At 73.0% G+C, this 18,071-nt stretch carries 17 protein-coding genes; 12 read left to right on the forward strand and 5 right to left on the reverse strand.

Going from position 1 to position 18,071, the window contains the following annotated elements:
* Nucleotides 1–23 precede the first annotated feature (23 nt).
* The 4 genes from KBY19_RS09055 (at nucleotide 24) to KBY19_RS09070 (ending at nucleotide 4,654) form a co-directional block, all read left to right on the forward strand.
* Complete coding sequence (locus KBY19_RS09055; protein WP_210965570.1) at nucleotides 24–1,421, forward strand: M20/M25/M40 family metallo-hydrolase; 1,398 nt, start codon at nucleotides 24–26, stop codon at nucleotides 1,419–1,421.
* A gap of 5 nt (nucleotides 1,422–1,426) precedes the next feature.
* Nucleotides 1,427–3,472 (forward strand): prolyl oligopeptidase family serine peptidase, encoded by a 2,046-nt coding sequence (locus tag KBY19_RS09060; RefSeq protein ID WP_099885071.1) that lies wholly within the window; start codon nucleotides 1,427–1,429, stop codon nucleotides 3,470–3,472.
* The gene (locus tag KBY19_RS09065) at nucleotides 3,469–4,002 is read left to right on the forward strand and encodes a DinB family protein (RefSeq protein ID WP_185018429.1); all 534 of its coding nucleotides are present in this window, start codon (nucleotides 3,469–3,471) and stop codon (nucleotides 4,000–4,002) included. Before KBY19_RS09060 ends, KBY19_RS09065 begins: the two co-directional genes overlap by 4 nt.
* Before the next feature lie 139 nt (nucleotides 4,003–4,141).
* Nucleotides 4,142–4,654, forward strand: a complete 513-nt coding sequence (locus KBY19_RS09070) for a hypothetical protein (RefSeq protein ID WP_307843475.1) — start codon at nucleotides 4,142–4,144, stop codon at nucleotides 4,652–4,654.
* Nucleotides 4,655–4,674: 20 nt separating this feature from the next.
* Here KBY19_RS09070 and KBY19_RS09075 read toward each other — a convergent pair whose 3' ends face one another.
* A complete protein-coding gene (locus tag KBY19_RS09075; RefSeq protein WP_307843476.1) occupies nucleotides 4,675–5,640 on the reverse strand; it encodes an aminoglycoside phosphotransferase family protein in 966 nt (321 codons plus the stop codon).
* Between the two features lie 190 nt (nucleotides 5,641–5,830).
* On the opposite strand from KBY19_RS09075, the gene KBY19_RS09080 reads away from it, so the two are divergent.
* The 5 genes from KBY19_RS09080 to KBY19_RS09100 all read left to right on the forward strand — a co-directional run bounded on the left by KBY19_RS09080 (nucleotide 5,831) and on the right by KBY19_RS09100 (nucleotide 11,548).
* Nucleotides 5,831–6,523: a 4'-phosphopantetheinyl transferase superfamily protein gene (locus KBY19_RS09080; protein WP_210955690.1), complete on the forward strand. Its 693-nt coding sequence runs from the start codon at nucleotides 5,831–5,833 to the stop codon at nucleotides 6,521–6,523.
* Nucleotides 6,524–6,775: 252 nt separating this feature from the next.
* Complete coding sequence (locus tag KBY19_RS09085; protein WP_210955827.1) at nucleotides 6,776–7,435, forward strand: DedA family protein; 660 nt, start codon at nucleotides 6,776–6,778, stop codon at nucleotides 7,433–7,435.
* A complete protein-coding gene (locus tag KBY19_RS09090) occupies nucleotides 7,435–8,712 on the forward strand; it encodes a sensor histidine kinase (protein WP_210965556.1) in 1,278 nt (425 codons plus the stop codon). The genes KBY19_RS09085 and KBY19_RS09090 overlap by 1 nt, the downstream gene beginning before the upstream one ends.
* Nucleotides 8,703–9,347 (forward strand): response regulator transcription factor, encoded by a 645-nt coding sequence (locus KBY19_RS09095; RefSeq protein ID WP_180289797.1) that lies wholly within the window; start codon nucleotides 8,703–8,705, stop codon nucleotides 9,345–9,347. Before KBY19_RS09090 ends, KBY19_RS09095 begins: the two co-directional genes overlap by 10 nt.
* Nucleotides 9,348–9,535: 188 nt before the next feature.
* Nucleotides 9,536–11,548 (forward strand): DUF5107 domain-containing protein, encoded by a 2,013-nt coding sequence (locus tag KBY19_RS09100; RefSeq protein ID WP_210965557.1) that lies wholly within the window; start codon nucleotides 9,536–9,538, stop codon nucleotides 11,546–11,548.
* Between the two features lie 16 nt (nucleotides 11,549–11,564).
* On the opposite strand, the gene KBY19_RS09105 is transcribed toward KBY19_RS09100, so the two are convergent.
* From KBY19_RS09105 to KBY19_RS09115, 3 genes are all read right to left on the reverse strand, one after another.
* Complete coding sequence (locus KBY19_RS09105) at nucleotides 11,565–11,930, reverse strand: VOC family protein (protein ID WP_209211923.1); 366 nt, start codon at nucleotides 11,928–11,930, stop codon at nucleotides 11,565–11,567.
* Nucleotides 11,931–12,021: 91 nt separating this feature from the next.
* Nucleotides 12,022–12,831 (reverse strand): methyltransferase domain-containing protein, encoded by an 810-nt coding sequence (locus KBY19_RS09110; RefSeq protein ID WP_210965558.1) that lies wholly within the window; start codon nucleotides 12,829–12,831, stop codon nucleotides 12,022–12,024.
* Nucleotides 12,832–12,927: 96 nt separating this feature from the next.
* The gene (locus KBY19_RS09115; protein WP_210965559.1) at nucleotides 12,928–13,404 is read right to left on the reverse strand and encodes a CBS domain-containing protein; all 477 of its coding nucleotides are present in this window, start codon (nucleotides 13,402–13,404) and stop codon (nucleotides 12,928–12,930) included.
* Nucleotides 13,405–13,703: 299 nt separating this feature from the next.
* Between KBY19_RS09115 and KBY19_RS09120 the strand changes: the two genes are divergently transcribed.
* The 3 genes from KBY19_RS09120 to KBY19_RS09130 all read left to right on the forward strand — a co-directional run bounded on the left by KBY19_RS09120 (nucleotide 13,704) and on the right by KBY19_RS09130 (nucleotide 17,378).
* Complete coding sequence (locus tag KBY19_RS09120; RefSeq protein ID WP_099885080.1) at nucleotides 13,704–14,669, forward strand: SigB/SigF/SigG family RNA polymerase sigma factor; 966 nt, start codon at nucleotides 13,704–13,706, stop codon at nucleotides 14,667–14,669.
* Between the two features lie 123 nt (nucleotides 14,670–14,792).
* On the forward strand, nucleotides 14,793–16,067 hold the full coding sequence (locus KBY19_RS09125; protein ID WP_099885081.1) for an aminotransferase class I/II-fold pyridoxal phosphate-dependent enzyme: 1,275 nt from the start codon (nucleotides 14,793–14,795) through the stop codon (nucleotides 16,065–16,067).
* A complete protein-coding gene (locus KBY19_RS09130) occupies nucleotides 16,068–17,378 on the forward strand; it encodes an MBL fold metallo-hydrolase (RefSeq protein ID WP_247690773.1) in 1,311 nt (436 codons plus the stop codon).
* Nucleotides 17,379–17,428: 50 nt separating this feature from the next.
* On the opposite strand, the gene KBY19_RS09135 is transcribed toward KBY19_RS09130, so the two are convergent.
* A complete protein-coding gene (locus KBY19_RS09135; protein ID WP_247690784.1) occupies nucleotides 17,429–18,064 on the reverse strand; it encodes a DedA family protein in 636 nt (211 codons plus the stop codon).
* Nucleotides 18,065–18,071: the final 7 nt, after the last annotated feature.

Here is an 18,071-nt window from a genome sequence, read left to right on the forward strand (position 1 = left end):
CGAGGGAACCGGAAGAGAGCACGATGACGCCTGGGCCACGGCAGAGCCACCTCGACGCGCAGGTCTTCGAGGAGGTGGTGCGGGCGACCTCGGAGCTGATCCGCCTGGACACCACCAACCGCGGCGGCGGCGAGGGCAACGAGCGCGCGGCCGCCGAGTACGTCGCCTCCGGACTCGCCGACGCGGGCATCGAGCCGCGGCTGCTGGAGAAGAAGCCCGGACGGACCAATGTGGTGGCCAGGATCGAGGGCACCGATCCCACCGCGGGGGCACTGCTGCTGCACGGCCATCTCGATGTGGTCCCGGCCGAGCCCGCCGACTGGACCGTGCACCCCTTCTCCGGCGAGGTCCGGGACGGTGTGGTGTGGGGCCGGGGTGCCATCGACATGAAGAACGCCGACGCGATGGCACTGAGCCTGGTGCGCGCCTGGGCCCGCGCGGGGGTCCGGCCGCCCCGCGACATCGTCCTCGCCTTCACCGCCGACGAGGAAGACAGCGCGGAGTTCGGCTCGGACTTCCTGGTGCGGGAGCACCCCGAGCTGTTCGAGGGCTGCACCGAAGGCATCAGCGAGTCCGGCGCCTTCACCTTCCACGCCGGGCCGGGCATGCGGCTCTACCCCGTGGCGGCGGGGGAGCGCGGCACCGCCTGGCTCGAACTGACCGCACACGGCAGGGCCGGTCACGGCTCCAAGGTCAACCACCACAACGCGGTCAGCCGCCTCGCCGCCGCCGTCCACCGCATCGGCGAGCACGAATGGCCCGTACGGCTCACCCCCACCGTGCGGGCCGCGCTCGCCCGCCTCGCCGAACTGCACGGGCTGCGGCCGCTCGGCCGCGACGCGCAGGACGCCGAGGTGGACGCGCTGCTCGCCCAGCTCGGCCCGGCCGCCGCGCTGATCGAGCCGACCGTGCGCAACAGCGCCAACCCGACCATGCTGGAGGCCGGTTACAAGGTCAATGTGATCCCCGGAACGGCCAAGGCGCGGGTGGACGGCCGGATGCTGCCCGGTGCCGAAGAGGAGTTCCACGCCACCCTCGACACCCTCACCGGCCCCGATGTGCGCTGGGAGTTCCAGCACCGCGAGATCCCGCTCCAAGCGCCCGTCGACTCCCCGCTGTTCGCCGCCATGGGCGAAGCGCTCGAACACTTCGACCCGGGCGCACACGCGGTGCCGTACTGCATGTCGGGCGGCACCGACGCCAAGCAGTTCTCCCGGCTCGGCATCGTCGGCTACGGCTTCACCCCTCTCAAGCTGCCCGAGGGCTTCGACTACCAGGCGCTGTTCCACGGTGTGGACGAGCGGGTGCCCGTCGAGGCCCTGCACTTCGGCATCCGCGTCCTGGACCGCACCCTGCTCGGCACCGCCACCGCCACCGCCACCGCCACAGACCGCGACGCGACCACCCCGTCAGGAGACTGACCCTCATGACCGTCCAGGCCCCCTACGGCACCTGGCCCTCACCGATCGACGCCGGCACCGTCGCCGCGCACGACGGGCGGCCCGAGTTCCTCGGCTCCGTCGGCGAGGAACTGTGGTGGACCGAGCCGCGCCCCGAGGAAGGCGGGCGCCGCGCTCTGCTGCGGCTCGCGGCCGACGGGCAACACCCCCCGGTCAGTGTGCTGCCCGCGCCGTGGAACGTGCGCAACCGCGTGATCGAGTACGGCGGTCTGCCCTGGGCCGGTGCACCCCGGAGCGAGGGTGGGCCGCTGATCGTCTTCACCCACTTCGCCGACCAGCGGCTCTACGCGCTGGAACCCGACGCCCCCGACGCCCGCCCCCGGCCCCTCACCCCGCTGTCGGAGGCCACCGACGGCGGGCTGCGCTGGTGCGATCCGGTGGTGCTCCCCGAGCGCGGCGAAGCGTGGTGCGTGCTGGAGGAGTTCACCGGGGAGGGGCCCACCGACGTGCGCCGGGTGCTGGCCGCCGTGCCGTTGGACGGCTCGGCCGCCGAGGACCGCGGGCGGGTGCGGGAGCTGACCGGGGACGGCGACCGGTTCCTGACCGGGCCGCGGCTCTCCCCGGACGGCCGCCGCCTGGCCTGGCTGGCCTGGGACCACCCGGCCATGCCCTGGGACGGCACCCGCGCCATGACCGCGCGGATCCGGGAAGACGGCACGCTGGAGACCCCGCGCGCGGTCGCGGGCGGGCCCGAGGAGTCGGTGGCGCAGGCCGAGTTCTCCACCGACGGCTCGCTGCTGATCGCCTCGGACGCCGGCGGCTGGTGGAACCTCCAGCGGGTGGACGTCGAAGCCGCCGAGACGGCCGAGGCCGCCGAGCCGGGCCGGGGCCCCGCCGTACCGCGGGTGCCGCTGTGCCCCCGCGAGGAAGAGTTCGCCGGCGCCGCCTGGAAGATCGGCCAGCGCTGGTTCGCACCGCTGCCCGGCGGGCTGGTGGCCGCACTGCACGGGCGCGGCGCACAGCGCCTCGGCGTGCTCGACCCGGAGACGGGTGAACTGGTCGACGCGGCCGGGCCCTGGACCGAGTGGGCGCCCTTCCTCGCCGTCATCGACTCCCGCGTCACCGGTGTCGCCGCCGGCCCCCGCACCTCCTACGAGATCGTCGAGCTGGACACCCGCACGGGCCACACCGTCGTACTGGCCTCCCACCACAAGGACCATGTGGACCCGGCCTACTACCCGGAACCGCAGATCCGCACCTTCACCGGGCCCGACGGCCGCGACATCCACGCCCACATCTACCCGCCCCACCACCCCGACCACATGGCCCCGGCCGGCGAACTGCCGCCGTACGTGGTGTGGGTGCACGGCGGGCCCACCAGCCGCGCCCCCCTGGTGCTCGATCTGGAGATCGCCTACTTCACCTCGCGCGGCATCGGCGTGGCGGAGGTCAACTACGGCGGCTCCACCGGTTACGGGAGGGAGTACCGCAACCGGCTGCGGCAGCAGTGGGGCGTCGTCGACGTCGAGGACTGCGCCGCGGTCGCCCGCACCCTCGCCCGCGAGGGCACCGCCGACCCGGCGCGGCTGGCCATCCGGGGCGGCAGCGCGGGCGGTTGGACCAGCGCCGCCTCGCTCACCTCCCCCCTCGCGGAGGGCCTGTACGCCTGCGGCACCGTCACCTACCCCATCCTCGACCTGACGGGCTGGGCGACGGGGGAGACCCACGACTTCGAGTCGCAGTATCTGGAATCCCTGGTCGGCCCGCTCGCCGAGGTACCGGGCAGATACCGCGAGCGCTCCCCACTGCACCAGGCGCAGCGGATCGCCGTTCCCTTCCTGCTGCTCCAGGGGCTCGACGATGTGATCTGCCCGCCCGTGCAGTGCGAGCGTTTCCTCGAACAGGTCAAGGGCAGAGGGGTCAGCCACGCCTACCTCGCCTTCGAGGGGGAGGGACACGGCTTCCGCAGGGCCGACACCATCGTGCGCGCGGTGGAGGCCGAACTGTCGCTGTACTCCCACACCTTCGGCCTGCGCCGCGAGGACGTCCCCCCGCTGGAACTGCGCTCATGAGCATTCCGCCGCTCCCCGAGTCGGAGCCCGCTCCGACCGTTGCCGACCCGCACGAACTGCTGGAGGGCTATCTCGACCACTACCGCCGCACCCTGCTGCGCAAGGCGGCAGCCCTGTCCGAGGAGGATCTGCGCTCCACCCAGCTCCCCTCGGGGTGGACCCCGCTGGAGCTGATCCGGCATCTGCAGTACGTCGAACAGCGCTGGCTGAACTGGGGCTTCGCGGCCGAGCAGGTCTCCGATCCATGGGGCGACCGGCGCTCGGGGGATGTGCGGGACCGTTGGCACGTGCCCGAGGAGATGAGCACCCAGCAGGTGCTCGACGCCTTCCACGCGCAGTGCGACCGCTCCCGGCAGGTCACGGCGGCCGCACGGCTCGAGGAACGTGCCGCGGTCGGTGGCCGCTTCCCCACCGAGGAGGAGGCCCCGACCCTCGCCTGGATCCTCTTCCATGTGCTGCAGGAGTACGCGCGGCACGTCGGTCAGCTCGATGTAGCGGTGGAACTGGCGGGCGGTGGCACAGGGGAGTAACACGGAAGGGCGACTGCTCGGGCAGGACGGGCAGGGCGTAACGGGAGACGGGGGACTCATGGTTTCGGCAACGTGCCGGAGGGTGGGCGAGGTGGGGAAGCACGGTGGGGCGAACGTGAGACCGGCTCCGGTCACGGCGGTGCGGTTTCGGCGTATGGCCGGTCTCGCCGCGCTGGCCGCGCTCTGCGTGCCGGCTGTGGCCGGCTGCGGTGATGCCGACGAGGACGCCGACAGCGCCAAGCCGCCGGCCTCGGGCGCGGCCAAGAGCCCTGCCGCCACCTCGGCCAGTCCGTCCCCCACCGTGACAGCGGCTGACGGGAGCGACCACGAGGCCTGCTCGGACGGAAACTGCGAGATCGCGGTGTCCGAACCGGTGACGATCCGCTTCAAGATCGCGGGAAAGCCCGCCAAGCTGTTTCTGACCGAGGTCGGCAAGAACCGGGTCGCCTACAAGGTGACCTCCGGCAGCGGAAGAACGAGCGGCGAGGCGAGCGGTAAGGGCAGCGGCTGCACAGCCGTCTTCCGCAGCGGCGGCAGCAGCAGCTCGTGCGGCGGGGTGGGCGGGGCACCCGACAAGGTGGACGGCGCGGTCGTGCTGCAGGTGGCGGCAGGGGCCGACGGCACCGCGATCCTGCGCCTCGTCTCGGACTGAGACGGCGGGACGGTCCGGGGTCACAGGCCGGCGACATCCGCCAGGGTCCGGGCCTGGCGCAGCAGCGTGATGCTGTGCTCCAGGTCGTCGTCCTCGTCGACCGACCACAGCGCGTATTCGACATGGCGCGCCATCGACCAGGCGCGCACCCGGTCGGTGTCCTCCCCGAGCGCGTCGGCGAGCAGCGCCGTGCGGTGGCGGAGCACGCGGTGCGGGTCGGGATGCTCGAAGGGGTCGTCGACCTGTTCGAGCAGAGGCCAGGGATCGAAGGCGGGGTCGCCGGTCATCGGCTTGGCGTCGATGGCCAGCCACGGAGCGCGCCCGGCCGCCAGCAGGTTGCCGGGGTTGAAGTCTCCGTGCAGCAGGACCTCGCGCCGGGCGGAGCGCGGCAGTTCGCGGAACAGCTCGGCGGCCGGCCGGTAGAGCCCCGCGTCGAGCTGCGGGGGCCAGTCGCGGGCGGCCTGCCGCTCGGCGAGGTCGGCCCAGGTGGCGGTCGTGTCCGCGACCGGGCCCACGCCGAGCGCGGTCGCCTCGGCCGGGTCCGCGTCCCACAGCCGGCGGAGTACGTCTGCTGCCATGAGCAGCCGTTCGTCGGCCGGAAGGTGGTCGGCGCCGCCCAGTTCGGTGCCGGGCTCCACACGCTCCAGCAGCAGCGCGAAGAGCTCCGCGTCCTGCTCCAGCACCCGTACGGCACCGTTCCCGTCCCACAGTCGGAGGGCGGCGCCCTCGGTGCGGGCCTCCGGGTGGGGCCAGGTCAGTTTGAGTACGGCACGGGTGCCGTCCGGTCGCTCGGCGGGTGCCACCCAGGAGCAACTGCCCCCGTGGAAGGGGGTGCCCAGTCGCAGCTTCCAGCGCTCGCGCATCTGCTCCACCAGCGCGGGGAGCCCGGCGAGCCAGTCGCGGCCGTCGGCCGTATGGCTCATCTCGGTGAGCACGGGCAGGGTGGGAGGGAACAGGGCGGCAGAAATGGGGTCGGCGTCGGTCACGTCACCATTCCAGGCGGTCTTGTGCGGCTGCGGTTGTGCGGTGGGCAGGCCTTGCAACGCTACGGCGCTGACCGCGGGTTCCCGAGTGGTTTTCTACCGCCCGCGGCCCAGACCGCCGGGGTCCTCCGGGGTTCGCGGGAACGCGAGGGCGCGGCAGCGCCGCCGTCCCCCGTTCGGGTACGGTCGCGACATGACGAGCGTCGTACCCGGCATCGACGATCCCGCCCGCTCTCCCGCCATCCATGTGCTCCGCGTCTCCGAGCACGCTGCCGAGACCAGGGCCTCCGGTGCTCTGGCACCGCTCTCGCGGGAGGAGCGGGAGCGTGCGGCGGCGTTCATCCGCCCTGTCGACCGTGAGCGCTATCTGGTGGCGCATCTGGCGTTGCGCAGGGAGCTGGGCGCGCTGCTGGAGCTGGACCCGGCCGAGGTGCGGTTGACCCGTGCGGACTGCCCCGTGTGCGGGGGCCCGCACGGCAGACCGACCGTGCCCGGCGATCCGGTGCACTTCTCCCTTTCGCACGCGGGGGATGTCGTGATGCTGGCGTTCGCCGCCGTGCCCGTGGGCGTGGACGTGGAGGAGTACCCGAGTGTCGCCTCCGCGCGCGAGACGATGACCGCGCTGCACCCCCGCGAGCAGGCCGAGCTGGCGGCGGTCGAGGACACCACCGCGTTGCCCGCCGTGTTCGCACGCTGCTGGACCCGGAAGGAGGCGTATCTCAAAGGCACGGGAACCGGGCTCGGCGAGGACCCTTCCGTCACGTATGTCAGCGCCCTGGACGAGCCGGCGCCGGTCCCCGGTTGGCGCCTGACCGATCTTCCGGCACCCGCCGGTTATTCCGCCGCCGGCGCGCTGCGGCAGAGCACGACCCACGAGGCCGGGTGAGGGCAGCGGCGGTGCTGCGGTTTTCCGCACGGTGCGGGATGCGGGGAACCGGAAGGGGTCCGACGGCGATCCCCATACCGGCGGCGAACCCGGGTTCCTAGCGTAGCGGGCATCGGGGCTCCGGCCCCGGGAAACCGGCTCCGGGAGCGACCCGACGGCGGCGCCGCCGCTGTGCGGAGCCGCTGCCCGGCAGGCGTCACCCGTGCCGTGCCCCCTGAGAACCCGCCCGTGAAGATCTTCGTGGAGACCTCTGTGCATCTCACCTCCCAGGCCCTGCCGAGCGAGCCGGCCGGCGGTATCGCCGGCTGGGCCGCCGACCTCGTCGACACCATGGGCGGTCCCGGAGCCGGCCTGGCCATCGCGCTGGAGAATCTGTTCCCACCGCTGCCGAGCGAGGTGATCCTGCCGCTGACGGGGTTCGCCGCCGGCCAGGGGGTGCTCAGTCTGGCGTCGGCGCTCTTTTGGACGACACTCGGTTCGGTCGTGGGCGCCGTGGTCCTGTACTGGATCGGCAGGCTCTTCGGCCGCGACCGTATGCGCGCCATCTGGGCGAAGCTGCCGCTGGTGAAGCTGTCCGACCTGGAGCGCACGGAGGCGTGGTTCGCGAAGCACGGCACCAAGGCGGTCTTCTTCGGCCGTATGGTGCCGATCTTCCGCAGTCTCGTCTCCATTCCGGCCGGGGTGGAGCGCATGCCGTTGCCCGTGATGGTCACGCTGACCATGCTGGGCAGTCTGATCTGGAACTCCGTCCTGGTACTGGCCGGTTACTGGCTGGGTGACCAGTGGGACCTGGTGGAGACCTACGTCGGGATCGTCTCCAAGGCCGTGCTGGTGCTGGTGGTGCTCGCCCTCGCGGTGTACGTGACCGTACGGGTGCGCGGCCACCGCCGTGCCAAGCACCGCCGCGTCTGATGGCTGTTCACGCCGGTTCCGAGCGCCACCGTCCCGGCCGCAGGCCGGTACCGGGTTCCGACCCCGTGCGGGATGCCGGGGGAGTGGAAGCCGGGGGAGTGGACGCCGAGGTGAGCGCCGCCGCACCCGCCCCCTGGCCGCTGAGGCTGCTCGGCGTCCTCCTCGGCTGCTGCACGGCGCTGCTCGGCTTCGCGTACCTCGTCCTCGCCGGTGCCGCTCTCGGCCCGTTCCTGCTGTGGCCGGCCACCCGCGGCGGTGCCCTCGGCCGGCTCACGGCTGGAGCGCGGGGGCTCTCGGGAGTGGAACGGGCCCGCCGGTCCGTCTTCTTCGGCGACCGCTTCCCCGAGCACTACAGGGTGTCCGGCCAGAAGCTGTTGCGCTATCTCGCCGTCCGCAGTGGTACGGGACTGCTGTGCGCCGTGGTGCTCCTTCTGCTGGGCTTCGGCGTCACCCTGGCGGGTCTGACGGCGCTGCGGACGGTGCAGGGCGCGTTCGGCGTGGAGGATCTGCTGGTGCAGTTGCTCCTCGGGGGCGTGTTGCTCTTCCTCGACATCCAGGGGCTCCGCTCGCTCAGCAAGCTGGACGCACGCAGCGCCCGGGAGTGCTTCGGACCCTCGGAGCGGGAGTTGCTGCGGCGCCGTATCGATGAACTGGCCACCAGCAGGGCGGCCGTCGTGCACGCGGTGGACGCCGAACGCCGTCGTATCGAGCGGGATCTGCACGACGGGATGCAGCAGCGCCTGGTGGCGCTCGCCATGCTGCTCGGCCGCGCCCGCAGGGGCCGCGATCCCGGGCAGGCCGAAGCGCTGCTGCGCCAGGCGCACCAGGAGTCGCAGGACATCGTCACCGAGCTGCGCGAAGTGGCCTGGCGGATCTACCCCTCGGCGCTGGACAGCCTGGGGCTTCACGAGGCGCTCGGTGGGGTGTCCGAGCGGTGCGCCGTCCCCGTGCGCATCGAGTTCGACGTCGGGGAGCCGCTGCCGCAGCCCGTGGAGACGGCCGCGTACTTCGTGGTGTCGGAGTCGGTGACCAACGCGGCCAAGCACTCCGGTGCCACGGCCGTCTCCGTGGGAGTGACGCTTCGCCGGCGTCCCGGCACCGGCCTTCCCCGGGTGCTCGTGGTGCGTGTCCAGGACGACGGCAAAGGCGGAGCCGATCCCCTCGGCAGTGGGCTGAGGGGCCTGCGCAGCCGGGTGGCGGCGCTCGACGGCGCGCTGCACGTCGACAGCCCCCCTGGAGGACCGACCACCATTACCGCGGAGCTGCCATGCACGTGATGATCGCCGAGGACTCGACCCTGTTGCGGGAGGGGCTGGTGCGGCTGCTCGTCGAGGAGGGCCACGAGGTACCGGCCGCGTTCGGCGAAGCGGAACCGCTGCTGGCGCAGATGGCGGCGCGGCAGCCGGACATGGTCGTCCTCGACATCCGGATGCCTCCCACACACACCGACGAGGGCCTGCGGGCGGCGCTGGAGATCCGCGAGCGCTGGCCGCAGGTCGGCGTACTGGTGCTCTCGCAGCACATCGAGCGCAACTACGCGGCTCAACTCCTGTCGGCCAACGCCGAACGGGTGGGGTATCTCCTCAAGGACCGCGTCGCACAGGTCGAGGAGTTCCTGGACGCTTTGGAGCGCATCCACGCGGGCGGTGCCGTCATCGACCCTGAGGTGGTGCGGCAGTTGGTCTTCCGCACCACGCACGGAGATCCGCTGGCCCGCCTCACCCCACGGGAGCGCAGCGTTCTGGAGGCCCTGGCCCAGGGGCACACCAACACGGCCATCGCGCAGAAGCTGCACATCTCGCTGAGCGCGGTGGAGAAGAACCTGGGTGCTGTCTTCGACAAGCTGGAGCTGTCGCAGACCACCGGCTACAGCCGAAGGATTCTGGCGGTCCTGCGGTATCTGGAGTCCTAGCCGCATCGGCGTCGGCCTCGCATCTGCGTCTGCAGTCGCAGCGTGGCGCAGCCGTACGGGCTGGATGCGGCTGCCGATGCCGCCGAAAGGATCTGGCGCGTGGGCAGTGGAGCGTGTTCCATGGTCATCGGGGGGTCCCGGTCAGGCGGCGGCGCCCGTTGACGACGTATGGAAGAAGCGAGGTTGCCGTGGCCACGACCGTACGACGCAGCACCCGGACCCTGCCCGCCGCGCCGCTCGGCCCCGAGAATCCGCTGCCCGCACTGCTGCCGCTGGACGAGGCCCACACGCTCACCGAGGCGGACCGCGCCGCGCTGCCGCCCGGGATGGCGCGGCAGGTCGGGTACGGGCCGCTGCGTTCGGTGCTGCCCACCCGCGTTCTCGACGGCTACGGGCGGCAGCGCACCCACACCCGGCTCGACACGCTCGTTCTGGAGAACGACCGGCTGCGCGCCACCGTCCACCCCGGTCTCGGCGGCCGGCTCGCCTCCCTCTTCCACAAGCCGACCGCGCGGGAACTGCTGTATGTGAACCCCGTGCTGCAGCCCGCCGACTTCGCCCTCAACGGGGCCTGGTTCTCCGGCGGTGTCGAGTGGAACATCGGCGCGACCGGCCATACGACGCTCTCCTGCGCTCCGCTGCACGCGGCCCGGGTGCCCGCGCCGGGCGGGGACGGTGCGATGGTGCGGCTGTGGGAGTGGGAGCGGCTGCGCGACACCCCGTTCCAGGTGGACCTGTGGCTGCCGGAGGAGTCGGACTTCCTGTACGTCGGGGTCCGCGTCCGCAACCCGCACCACCGCACGGTGCCGGTCTACTGGTGGTCCAACATCGCCGTGCCCGAGGACCCGGGGGCGCGGGTCCTCGCCCCTGCCGAGGAGACCTGGTATTTCGCGTACGAGCGCAGGCTGCGGCGGATACCGGTGCCCGAGTGGGAGGGCACCGATCTGACCTACCCGCTGCACAGCCGGTTTCCCGCCGACTACTTCTACGAGGTGCCCGAGAGCTCCCGGAAGTGGATCGCCTCGCTCGACGAGAAGGGCCGAGGGCTCGTCCAGACCTCGACGGATCTGCTGCGCGGCCGCAAGCTGTTCGTCTGGGGCGCCGGACCCGGCGGCAGGCGCTGGCAGCAGTGGCTGACCGAACCGGGCACGCCCGGCTATGTGGAGATCCAGGCGGGGCTCGCCCGTACCCAGCTCGAACATCTGCCGCTGGAGGCGGGCGGCGAGTTCTCCTGGCTGGAGGCGTACGGGCCGCTGAGTGCCGACGCCGAGACGGTGCACGGCGCCGACTGGTCGGCCGCCCGGACCCACACCGAGCGGCGGCTGGAGGAGGCGCTGCCGCGCGGCGCGGTGGAGGCGGCCTACGCGGCATGGCGGCCGCAGGCGGACGTCGAACCGGAGGGCGGGCCGACGGACGGGTGGCTGGCGTGCGGTTCGGGGTGGGGAGCGCTGGAGGTGGAGCGCGCCGGCTTCACTCTTCCGGGTACACCGTTCCCGCCCGGGACGCTCGGTGCCCAGCAGCGGCCGTGGCGCGAACTGCTGCACACCGGCACCCTGCCGTGCGGCCCTGATCAGGTGCCTCCGGGGCCCACGCTGGTCGCGGCCGAATGGCGTGAGCTGCTGGAGTCCGCGGACGCGGAGCCGACCGTGGACGCGGCGGGCAAGGCGGCCCGGCGCGAGTTGGATCATCACCTGGGTGTGGCGCAGTGGCACGCGGGTGACCGCTCGCAGGCGGTCCGCAGCTGGGAGCGGTCCCTCGAACAGGGCGTGTACTGGCCCGCGTTGCGCTGTCTGGCCGTCGCCGACCAGCAGGACGGGAACGGGGCCCGCGCCGCCGAGCGCTACATGGCGGCCGTGCGGGACGCCGGCGAACGGCTCGACGCCGACGACCCCCTCGGTGCCGCGGCACTCGCCGCGCTCGCGCGGGAGGCGGTCGAGGTGCTGCTGGCCGAGGACCGCGCAGGGGACGCCGAGAGCGTGCTGGACGGGCTCTGTGACGAACTGCGCGCCCGGGGGCGCTGCCAACTGCTGCGCGCCCGTGTGCTGCTGGCGCAGGGCGACGTCAAGGGCGCTCGGGCGCTCTTCGACGCCGGTTTCGAGGTGGAGGATCTGCGGGAGGGCGAGGAGGTGCTGAGCGACACCTGGGCGGCGCTGACAGCCGATCCCCTCCCTGCCCGCTACGACTTCCGGATGCGGCCCTGACGGATCGCGCGGGGGGCTACTGCTCGGTTGCTGCCCCCTGCTTCCGGTCCACGTACTCGAAGACGCTGCCGTCGGGGTGGCGGGCGACCAGGTTGCGGCCGATGGGGGTGGGCTTGGGGCCCGCGATGACCTGCGCTCCCACGGTGTGCAGATCGGCCAGCGCGTCGTCCACGTCCTGCACCGCGAGGGTCGCCTTGACCTTGCTGAGCACGTTGAGGTGCTCCTCGGGGCCGCTCATCAGGAAGAAGGGGCCGACGGCGGCGACCTCCACCGGGCCGTTCTGGAAGCGCATCGCCTCCGCGCTTGCCAGTCTTTCGTACACCGGTACGGCGGCGTCCAGATCGTCGACGCAGATGCGCAGCGAGGTCCCCAGAATATCCATGGCCCCACCCTAGAGCGGGGCCGCCCGCCGTGCCGAACCACGGGGTCCACGTGCGCAGTTGCGCACTCGTGCGGTGCCGCGTCGGCGGCTCTCACACCCGGCAGAGGATCTCGCCGTGGACGACGGTGAACCAACCGTCGGCCTCCCTGCCCCAGGCCCGCCACGCTTCGGCGATCTCATGCAGCCCGTTCTCGGTGGCCAGGCCGCCGTCGACGGCGACGGCGGCATAGCTGGAGGCCACGGTGCGGTCCGCCCACAGCTCGCTCCACCACGCACGCTCCTCCGGGGTACTGAAACACCAGGTGCTCGTGGTGACGGTGACATCGTCGAAGCCGGCCTCGCGCGCCCACGCGTGCAGCCGTCGTCCGGCATCCGGAACGCCCCCGTTGGCCTGTGCGACCCGGCGGTAGAGATCCAGCCAGACGTCCATACCGGGCGTCTGCGGATACCAGAACATGCCCCCGTAGTCCGCGTCCCGGACGGCCACCACTCCGCCGGGTACGCATACCCGCCGCATCTGACGCAGCGCACCCACCGGGTCGCCCACGTGCTGGAGGGTCTGGTGGGCGTGGACGACGTCGAAGGAGTCGTCGGGAAAGTCGAGCGCGTGCACGTCGCCGGTGGTGAACCCGACGTTGGCCACGCCGCGTTCCGCCGCGGTCGCGCGCGCCTGCTCCAGCACCCCGGCCGCCGCGTCCAGCCCGGTGACCGAGCCCTGCGGGACCAGCGCCGCGAGGTCGGCGGTGATCGTGCCGGGGCCGCAGCCGATGTCGAGGACACGGTGGTCCGGGCGCAGTTGGTCGAGCAGGTACGCGGCGGAGTTGGCGGCGGTGCGCCAGCGGTGCGAGCGCAGGACGGACTCGTGGTGGCCGTGGGTGTACACGGCGGTCTCGTGTGCCATGCACGCACTGTAGCCTGGTGTCTTGCCATGCGAGCAAGAAGATTCCGAAATGTGGACACTCTTACTCTCGCTCTCGGGTCGAGGAGCGGGTGCCGGTCACCGTCGGCCGGCCGCGCCCTCCTCGGACCAGGTGTCCGGCGCGCGGCGGCTGATGTGGGCCAGCGTCGAGCCGGGATCGCTCGCCTGCGCCAGGTCGCCGAGGCTCACCATCCCGGCGAGTCTGCCGTCCTCCAGTACCGGCAGCCGCCGCACCGCATGGGTGCGCATCAGCTCCGCCGCCGCCTCGATCCGGGTGCCGGGTGTGACGGTCACCGGGGCGGGCGTACAGGCCGACAGACAGTTCACACTCAGCGGATCCACGCCGTCGGCCACCGCGCGCAGCGTGATGTCCCGGTCGGTGAGCAGCCCCAGCAGCTTGCCGTCCTTGACGACCAGCACGTCGCCGATCTCCTGTGCCCGCATCAGTTGCGCGGCCTCCACCAGGGTCGCGTCGGGGCGCACGGTCGTCGCCGCCGGCGTCATGACGTCGCTCACCAACCGCTCCGTCTGTGGGCCCTCTTCCTTGGACGTCATGGCCTCGCCTCTTCGTCTCTCGCCCTGCGGGAGGGGACGACGTACCCCGTGCGGCCCGGCCGACACCCGTGCGGACAAAGGCAGTTGGCGATCCTGGCGGCGGTGCGGATGTCGGGTGGAGGTTCCGTGGACGGATCGCCGCGGCCGGGTTTGCGGTTCGACGGGTCGGGCACCCGCACACTCGTGCTTCGGAAAGAAGGCACCTTCCGCGGGAGCGACCTGTGCGCCTCGGTCCCCCGCACGTGCCTTCGCTGCCGCGGTGACCGTCAGACGACGCGACCGCTACGGGAGCACAGCTGATGAACGTTCGTACGACACGCTCCAAGCACCCCCACGACGACGCCCCCGACACCACCGCCGAGTTCCGACGCATCGCCGAACTGCCCGAAGGACCCGAGAAGGAAGAGCTCCGCCAGCGCGTGGTGCGGGCCTGGATGCCGATGGCAGGGCGGCTGGCCAGGCACTTCCGCAACCGCGGTGAGGCACTGGAAGACCTCGAACAGGTGGCGGCGCTGGGACTGGTGAAGGCCGTCGCGCGCTACGACATCTCCCGTGGCTGCGCCTTCGAGAGCTTCGCGATCCCCACCATCGTCGGCGAGGTGAAACGGCACTTCCGCGACCACATGTGGGGGCTGCACGTACCCCGGCGGATCCAGGAACTCCGCAACCGGGTGCGCAACAGCCAGCGCGAGCTCAGCTACTCCCTGGACGGGCGCAGCCCGTCCGTGCGGCGCATCGCCGAGCACTGCGGCCTCAGCGAGGAGGACGTACTGCTGGGCATGGAGGCGCTGGAGAGCTACAGCACGCTCTCCCTGGACGCCGAGATGCCCGGTGCCGACGACGGCTACTCTCTCGCCGACACGCTCGGCAACCGCGAGCCGGGCTTCGACCAGGTCGTCTACCGCGAGGCCGTCAAACCACGGCTCGCACGGCTGCCGGAGCGTGAACGCCGCATCCTCTACATGCGGTTCTTCTGCGACATGACCCAAAGCCGCATCGCCGAACAGTTCGGCATCTCCCAGATGCACGTCTCCCGGCTCATCAGCCGCACCTGCCGCCGTATCCACCAAGAGGTCGAGAACGACCGGCGGCTCGAACGCGAGGGGTCCCGCCGTGAGGGGGAGACGGTGCGCCGCGAGCCGGCGCGGCACGAGACGGCCCACCGGGAGAAGACCCGGCAGGGCGCCGTGCGGCACGGGCCGCACCGCCGCGAGGCCACCCGGACCCCGCGTGGGCACCGCACCCACGCCCCCGCCGCTGCCTGAGCCGCGACGCACACGCGGGCGGCACGCGCGCAGGAGCGCACGTGTCGCCGCTGCCGGTGTCACCGCCGTCTGCCAAGGTGTACGCAAGAAAGGTTGTCAGATAAGCGGTGGAGGCTGAGACGGATGCGGCCGGACCAGGGCGACTCGGACAGCGCGGGTCCCCGCGCGGCGCCGTCGGCGACCGCTGTGCGCGAGGGCGCGTGCGGCTACTGGGACCGGCGCGGGCTGCCGACCGAGCCCGCGCAGGTCGCCGTCGCGCCCGGTGGCCCTCTGCTGCTGCTCGCCGTCCTGGCCGCGGCGGCCGGAGCCGGCACGGGCACCGGAGGAGGTGCCGGCGAGCGGGGGACCGGCGGTGTGCTGCTCCCGCATCCGTGCCCGCCCTGGTACGCGGAGCAGGCGCGGCTGCTCGGCCGGGCGGTGCACACCGTGCCGGTGCCCGTGGAGTGCGGCGGGATCCCGGATCCTTTCGCGCTGCTGGAGGCCGTGCGCAGGACCCGCGCGGCGGGCGAGGTCCCGCAGGCGTTGGTGCTCTCCGTCGCCGACGACGTCACCGGGACGGCCCCGCCGCCCGAACTGCTGCACGAGGTGTGCGAGGCGGCCGTCGCCGAGGGGCTGCTGATCGTCAGTGACGAGACCTGGCGGGACACCTCGCACGATCCGCACGACACCGTCGTGGTCAGCCCTGCCGAAATGCTCACCGAGGCGGGTCGGGCCGACCATGTGGTGGTGCTCGCCGGCCTCGAGGCCGCGTTCGAGTCCACGTTCGGGACCGGAGCCGGTGCCGCGCCCCGACGGCCCGGCCCGCCCCCCGCCATCGCCCGGGTCCCCGCCACGGGCCGCGGGCGGCTCCTCGGTGAACGGGTGCACGAGGTGCTGGCCGCGCTCCGCGCCGACCTGCCCGGCCCGGCGGCGGAGGCCGCCGCCGAGGCGCTGCGTGAGCCCGCCGAGCTGCTGTCCCGGCGTGCCGAGGCGGCCCGGCTGCACGGCGGACTGGCCCGCGCGCTGCACCAGGCGGTCACCGGGGCGGGCGCGCTCTGCCGTCCCCCGCACCTGGGACGACATCTGTACGCCGACCTCGATCCGTTCCGGCCCCGGCTGGCCCGGCGCGGTATCACCGACGCCGCCGGGCTGGAGGCGGAGCTGGTGCGGCGGCTGGGCCCGTACGCGCTGGGCGGGCACCGCTTCGGCGACGACCCGCACGAGCTGCGGGTGCGGCTGACCACCGAACTGCCGGCCGCCGCCCTCCCCGCCGCCGACCGGGCCGCAGACCGGCCGGTGGGCACCGGAGGGTCCGGGGCGACTGCCCGACCGGAGCCGGGGGAATTGCCGGGCGCGGCCGAGACGTTGGCACAGGTGCAGTCGGTGCTGGTCGACCTCACGGATGGGAGTCCTCAGTAGATGACCGAACGGACCGGGCAGCCCTCCGAGCGCTCCCCCCTGACCGACGGGGCCACGGGCTCGGAAACCCCCGAGACGGCCGAGACCCCGCCGGCCGGAGCTCCCGCCCCCACCCCCGCGGCCGAAGCCCCGGCCGGAACGCCCGCGGCGGCCGGACCCGCACCGGCAGGGCCCGCGCCCGCCAACGGCGGCACCACGCACGGTGCGCCGTCGTCACCGGGCGAGGGGCCCTCCTGCGCCGGGGGCGGTGGCCGTAGCGGTCCCACCGACGTGCTCGTCCAGCCACCGCCGCCGGCCCTTTCCCCGCCGCGCCCCGTCGGGGCCCGCCGCATCTGGCCCCGGTCGTTCACGGACCGGCTCACCTCCCCGCTGCCCGGTGTCCGCGCGATGGCCCGGCTCGCCCGCGAGGGCGCCATGCGGCCGATCGGCGCCGCGCTCGCCGAGGAGATCCCCAAGCTCCCCTTCGCGCCGGGCCCGATCCCTGACCCCGGGCCCGACACCGTCTCCGTCACCTGGGCGGGGCACGCCAGCTGGGTGGTGCGGATCGGCGGTCTGACCGTGCTGACCGACCCGGTCTGGTCCCGGAAGATCCTCGGCACCCCGGCGCGTATCACCCCTGTCGGCGTGGCCTGGCAGGATCTGCCGAAGGTGGACGCCGTCGTCATCTCGCACAATCACTACGACCATCTGGACGCCCCGACGCTGCGCAGACTTCCGCGCTCCACCCCGCTGTTCGTACCGGCGGGGCTGGGCGCGTGGTGCCGCAAGCGCGGCTTCACCACCGTCACCGAGCTCGACTGGTGGGAGGGCGCCGAACTGCCCGCCGCCGGGGGCGCCACCGAATCGAAGACCGGGGCTCGGGCGCGGGTGCGGTTCGACTTCGTGCCCGCCCACCACTGGTCCAAGCGCACCCTCACCGACACCTGCCGCTCCCTGTGGGGCGGCTGGGTGCTGACCGACCAGCACGGGCAGCGGGTGTACTTCGCGGGTGACACCGGATACGGGCACTGGTTCGGCGAGATCGGCCGCCGCTACCCGGACATCGACCTGGCCCTGATGCCCATCGGTGCCTACGACCCGCGCTGGATGCTGCGCCCCGTGCACACCGACCCCGAGGAGGCGGTGCTCGCCTGCCAGGACGTGGGCGCGCGCCGGATGGCACCCATGCACTGGTCCACCTTCCTGCTCTCGGGCGAGCCCCCGCTGGAACCGCTCATCCGCGTGCGGGCAGCCTGGCGCAAGGCCGAACGCCCTCGCGAGGACCTGTGGGACCTCCCGGTGGGGGCCTCCAGGGTGCTGGAGCCCGCCTGACGCCTCCCCGTCCCTTCCCCCACGCCGCCCGGCGACCCGCGGTCTTCCCTCTAGGCCCGTGACCCGCGCAGGCGGCGCCACACCGATGGTGCCGAGCTCACCAGCAGCGTCAGCGCGACGGCCGCGACGACGCCCTCCCAGGGGCGGGGGAAGAGGGAGCCTCCCGCGACACCGATGAGCTGGTAGACGGCGGCCCACGCCAAACAGGCCAGTACGTCGCCGCGGGCGAACTCCCGCACCCGCATCCGGGACAGCAGACAGGCGAGCATCACGGGGATGCGGCCTGCGGGGATCAGCCGGGAGACGACCAGCACCGCCACCCCGTGTTCGCGCAGCCGTGCGTCGGCCTGGGCGAGCCGTTCGGGTGCGGCCCGCTCGCGGAGCGCCGACAGCCAGCGGGAGCCGTTCTTGGAGCCGATCCCGCGTTTGCCCAGCCAGTACAGCCCGAGGTCGCCGAGGAAGGCGGCGACCGAGGCGACGCCGAAGACGGCGAGCAGGGCGAACACCGGCAGGCTCTGGTGCAGCGCCACCACGGCGGCGCCGCTGACCAGCGCCCCGGTCGGGACGACGGGCACCAGCGAGCCGAGCACCACCAGCAGGAACAGCGAGGGGTAGCCCAACGCCTGCTGGGTGGACTCTGGAGGGCGTACCACCGCCTCCGAGACGGTGTGGGCGACCGCGCTCAGACCGTCC

Source organism: Streptomyces sp. B15 (assembly GCF_018070605.1).
Taxonomy (GTDB): Bacteria; Actinomycetota; Actinomycetes; order Streptomycetales; family Streptomycetaceae; genus Streptomyces; species Streptomyces smyrnaeus.

What these genes read in the sequence shown, in the direction of transcription:
- KBY19_RS09095 (WP_180289797.1), top strand. Translation starts at nt 8,703, where the DNA reads ATGCACGTGATGATCGCCGAGGACTCGACCCTGTTGCGGGAGGGGCTG.
- KBY19_RS09115 (WP_210965559.1), bottom strand. Translation starts at nt 13,404, where the DNA reads ATGACGTCCAAGGAAGAGGGCCCACAGACGGAGCGGTTGGTGAGCGAC.
- KBY19_RS09125 (WP_099885081.1), top strand. Translation starts at nt 14,793, where the DNA reads ATGCGGCCGGACCAGGGCGACTCGGACAGCGCGGGTCCCCGCGCGGCG.
- KBY19_RS09105 (WP_209211923.1), bottom strand. Translation starts at nt 11,930, where the DNA reads ATGGATATTCTGGGGACCTCGCTGCGCATCTGCGTCGACGATCTGGAC.
- KBY19_RS09055 (WP_210965570.1), top strand. Translation starts at nt 24, where the DNA reads ATGACGCCTGGGCCACGGCAGAGCCACCTCGACGCGCAGGTCTTCGAG.
- KBY19_RS09090 (WP_210965556.1), top strand. Translation starts at nt 7,435, where the DNA reads ATGGCTGTTCACGCCGGTTCCGAGCGCCACCGTCCCGGCCGCAGGCCG.
- KBY19_RS09060 (WP_099885071.1), top strand. Translation starts at nt 1,427, where the DNA reads ATGACCGTCCAGGCCCCCTACGGCACCTGGCCCTCACCGATCGACGCC.
- KBY19_RS09110 (WP_210965558.1), bottom strand. Translation starts at nt 12,831, where the DNA reads ATGGCACACGAGACCGCCGTGTACACCCACGGCCACCACGAGTCCGTC.
- KBY19_RS09120 (WP_099885080.1), top strand. Translation starts at nt 13,704, where the DNA reads ATGAACGTTCGTACGACACGCTCCAAGCACCCCCACGACGACGCCCCC.
- KBY19_RS09130 (WP_247690773.1), top strand. Translation starts at nt 16,068, where the DNA reads ATGACCGAACGGACCGGGCAGCCCTCCGAGCGCTCCCCCCTGACCGAC.
- KBY19_RS09080 (WP_210955690.1), top strand. Translation starts at nt 5,831, where the DNA reads ATGACGAGCGTCGTACCCGGCATCGACGATCCCGCCCGCTCTCCCGCC.
- KBY19_RS09065 (WP_185018429.1), top strand. Translation starts at nt 3,469, where the DNA reads ATGAGCATTCCGCCGCTCCCCGAGTCGGAGCCCGCTCCGACCGTTGCC.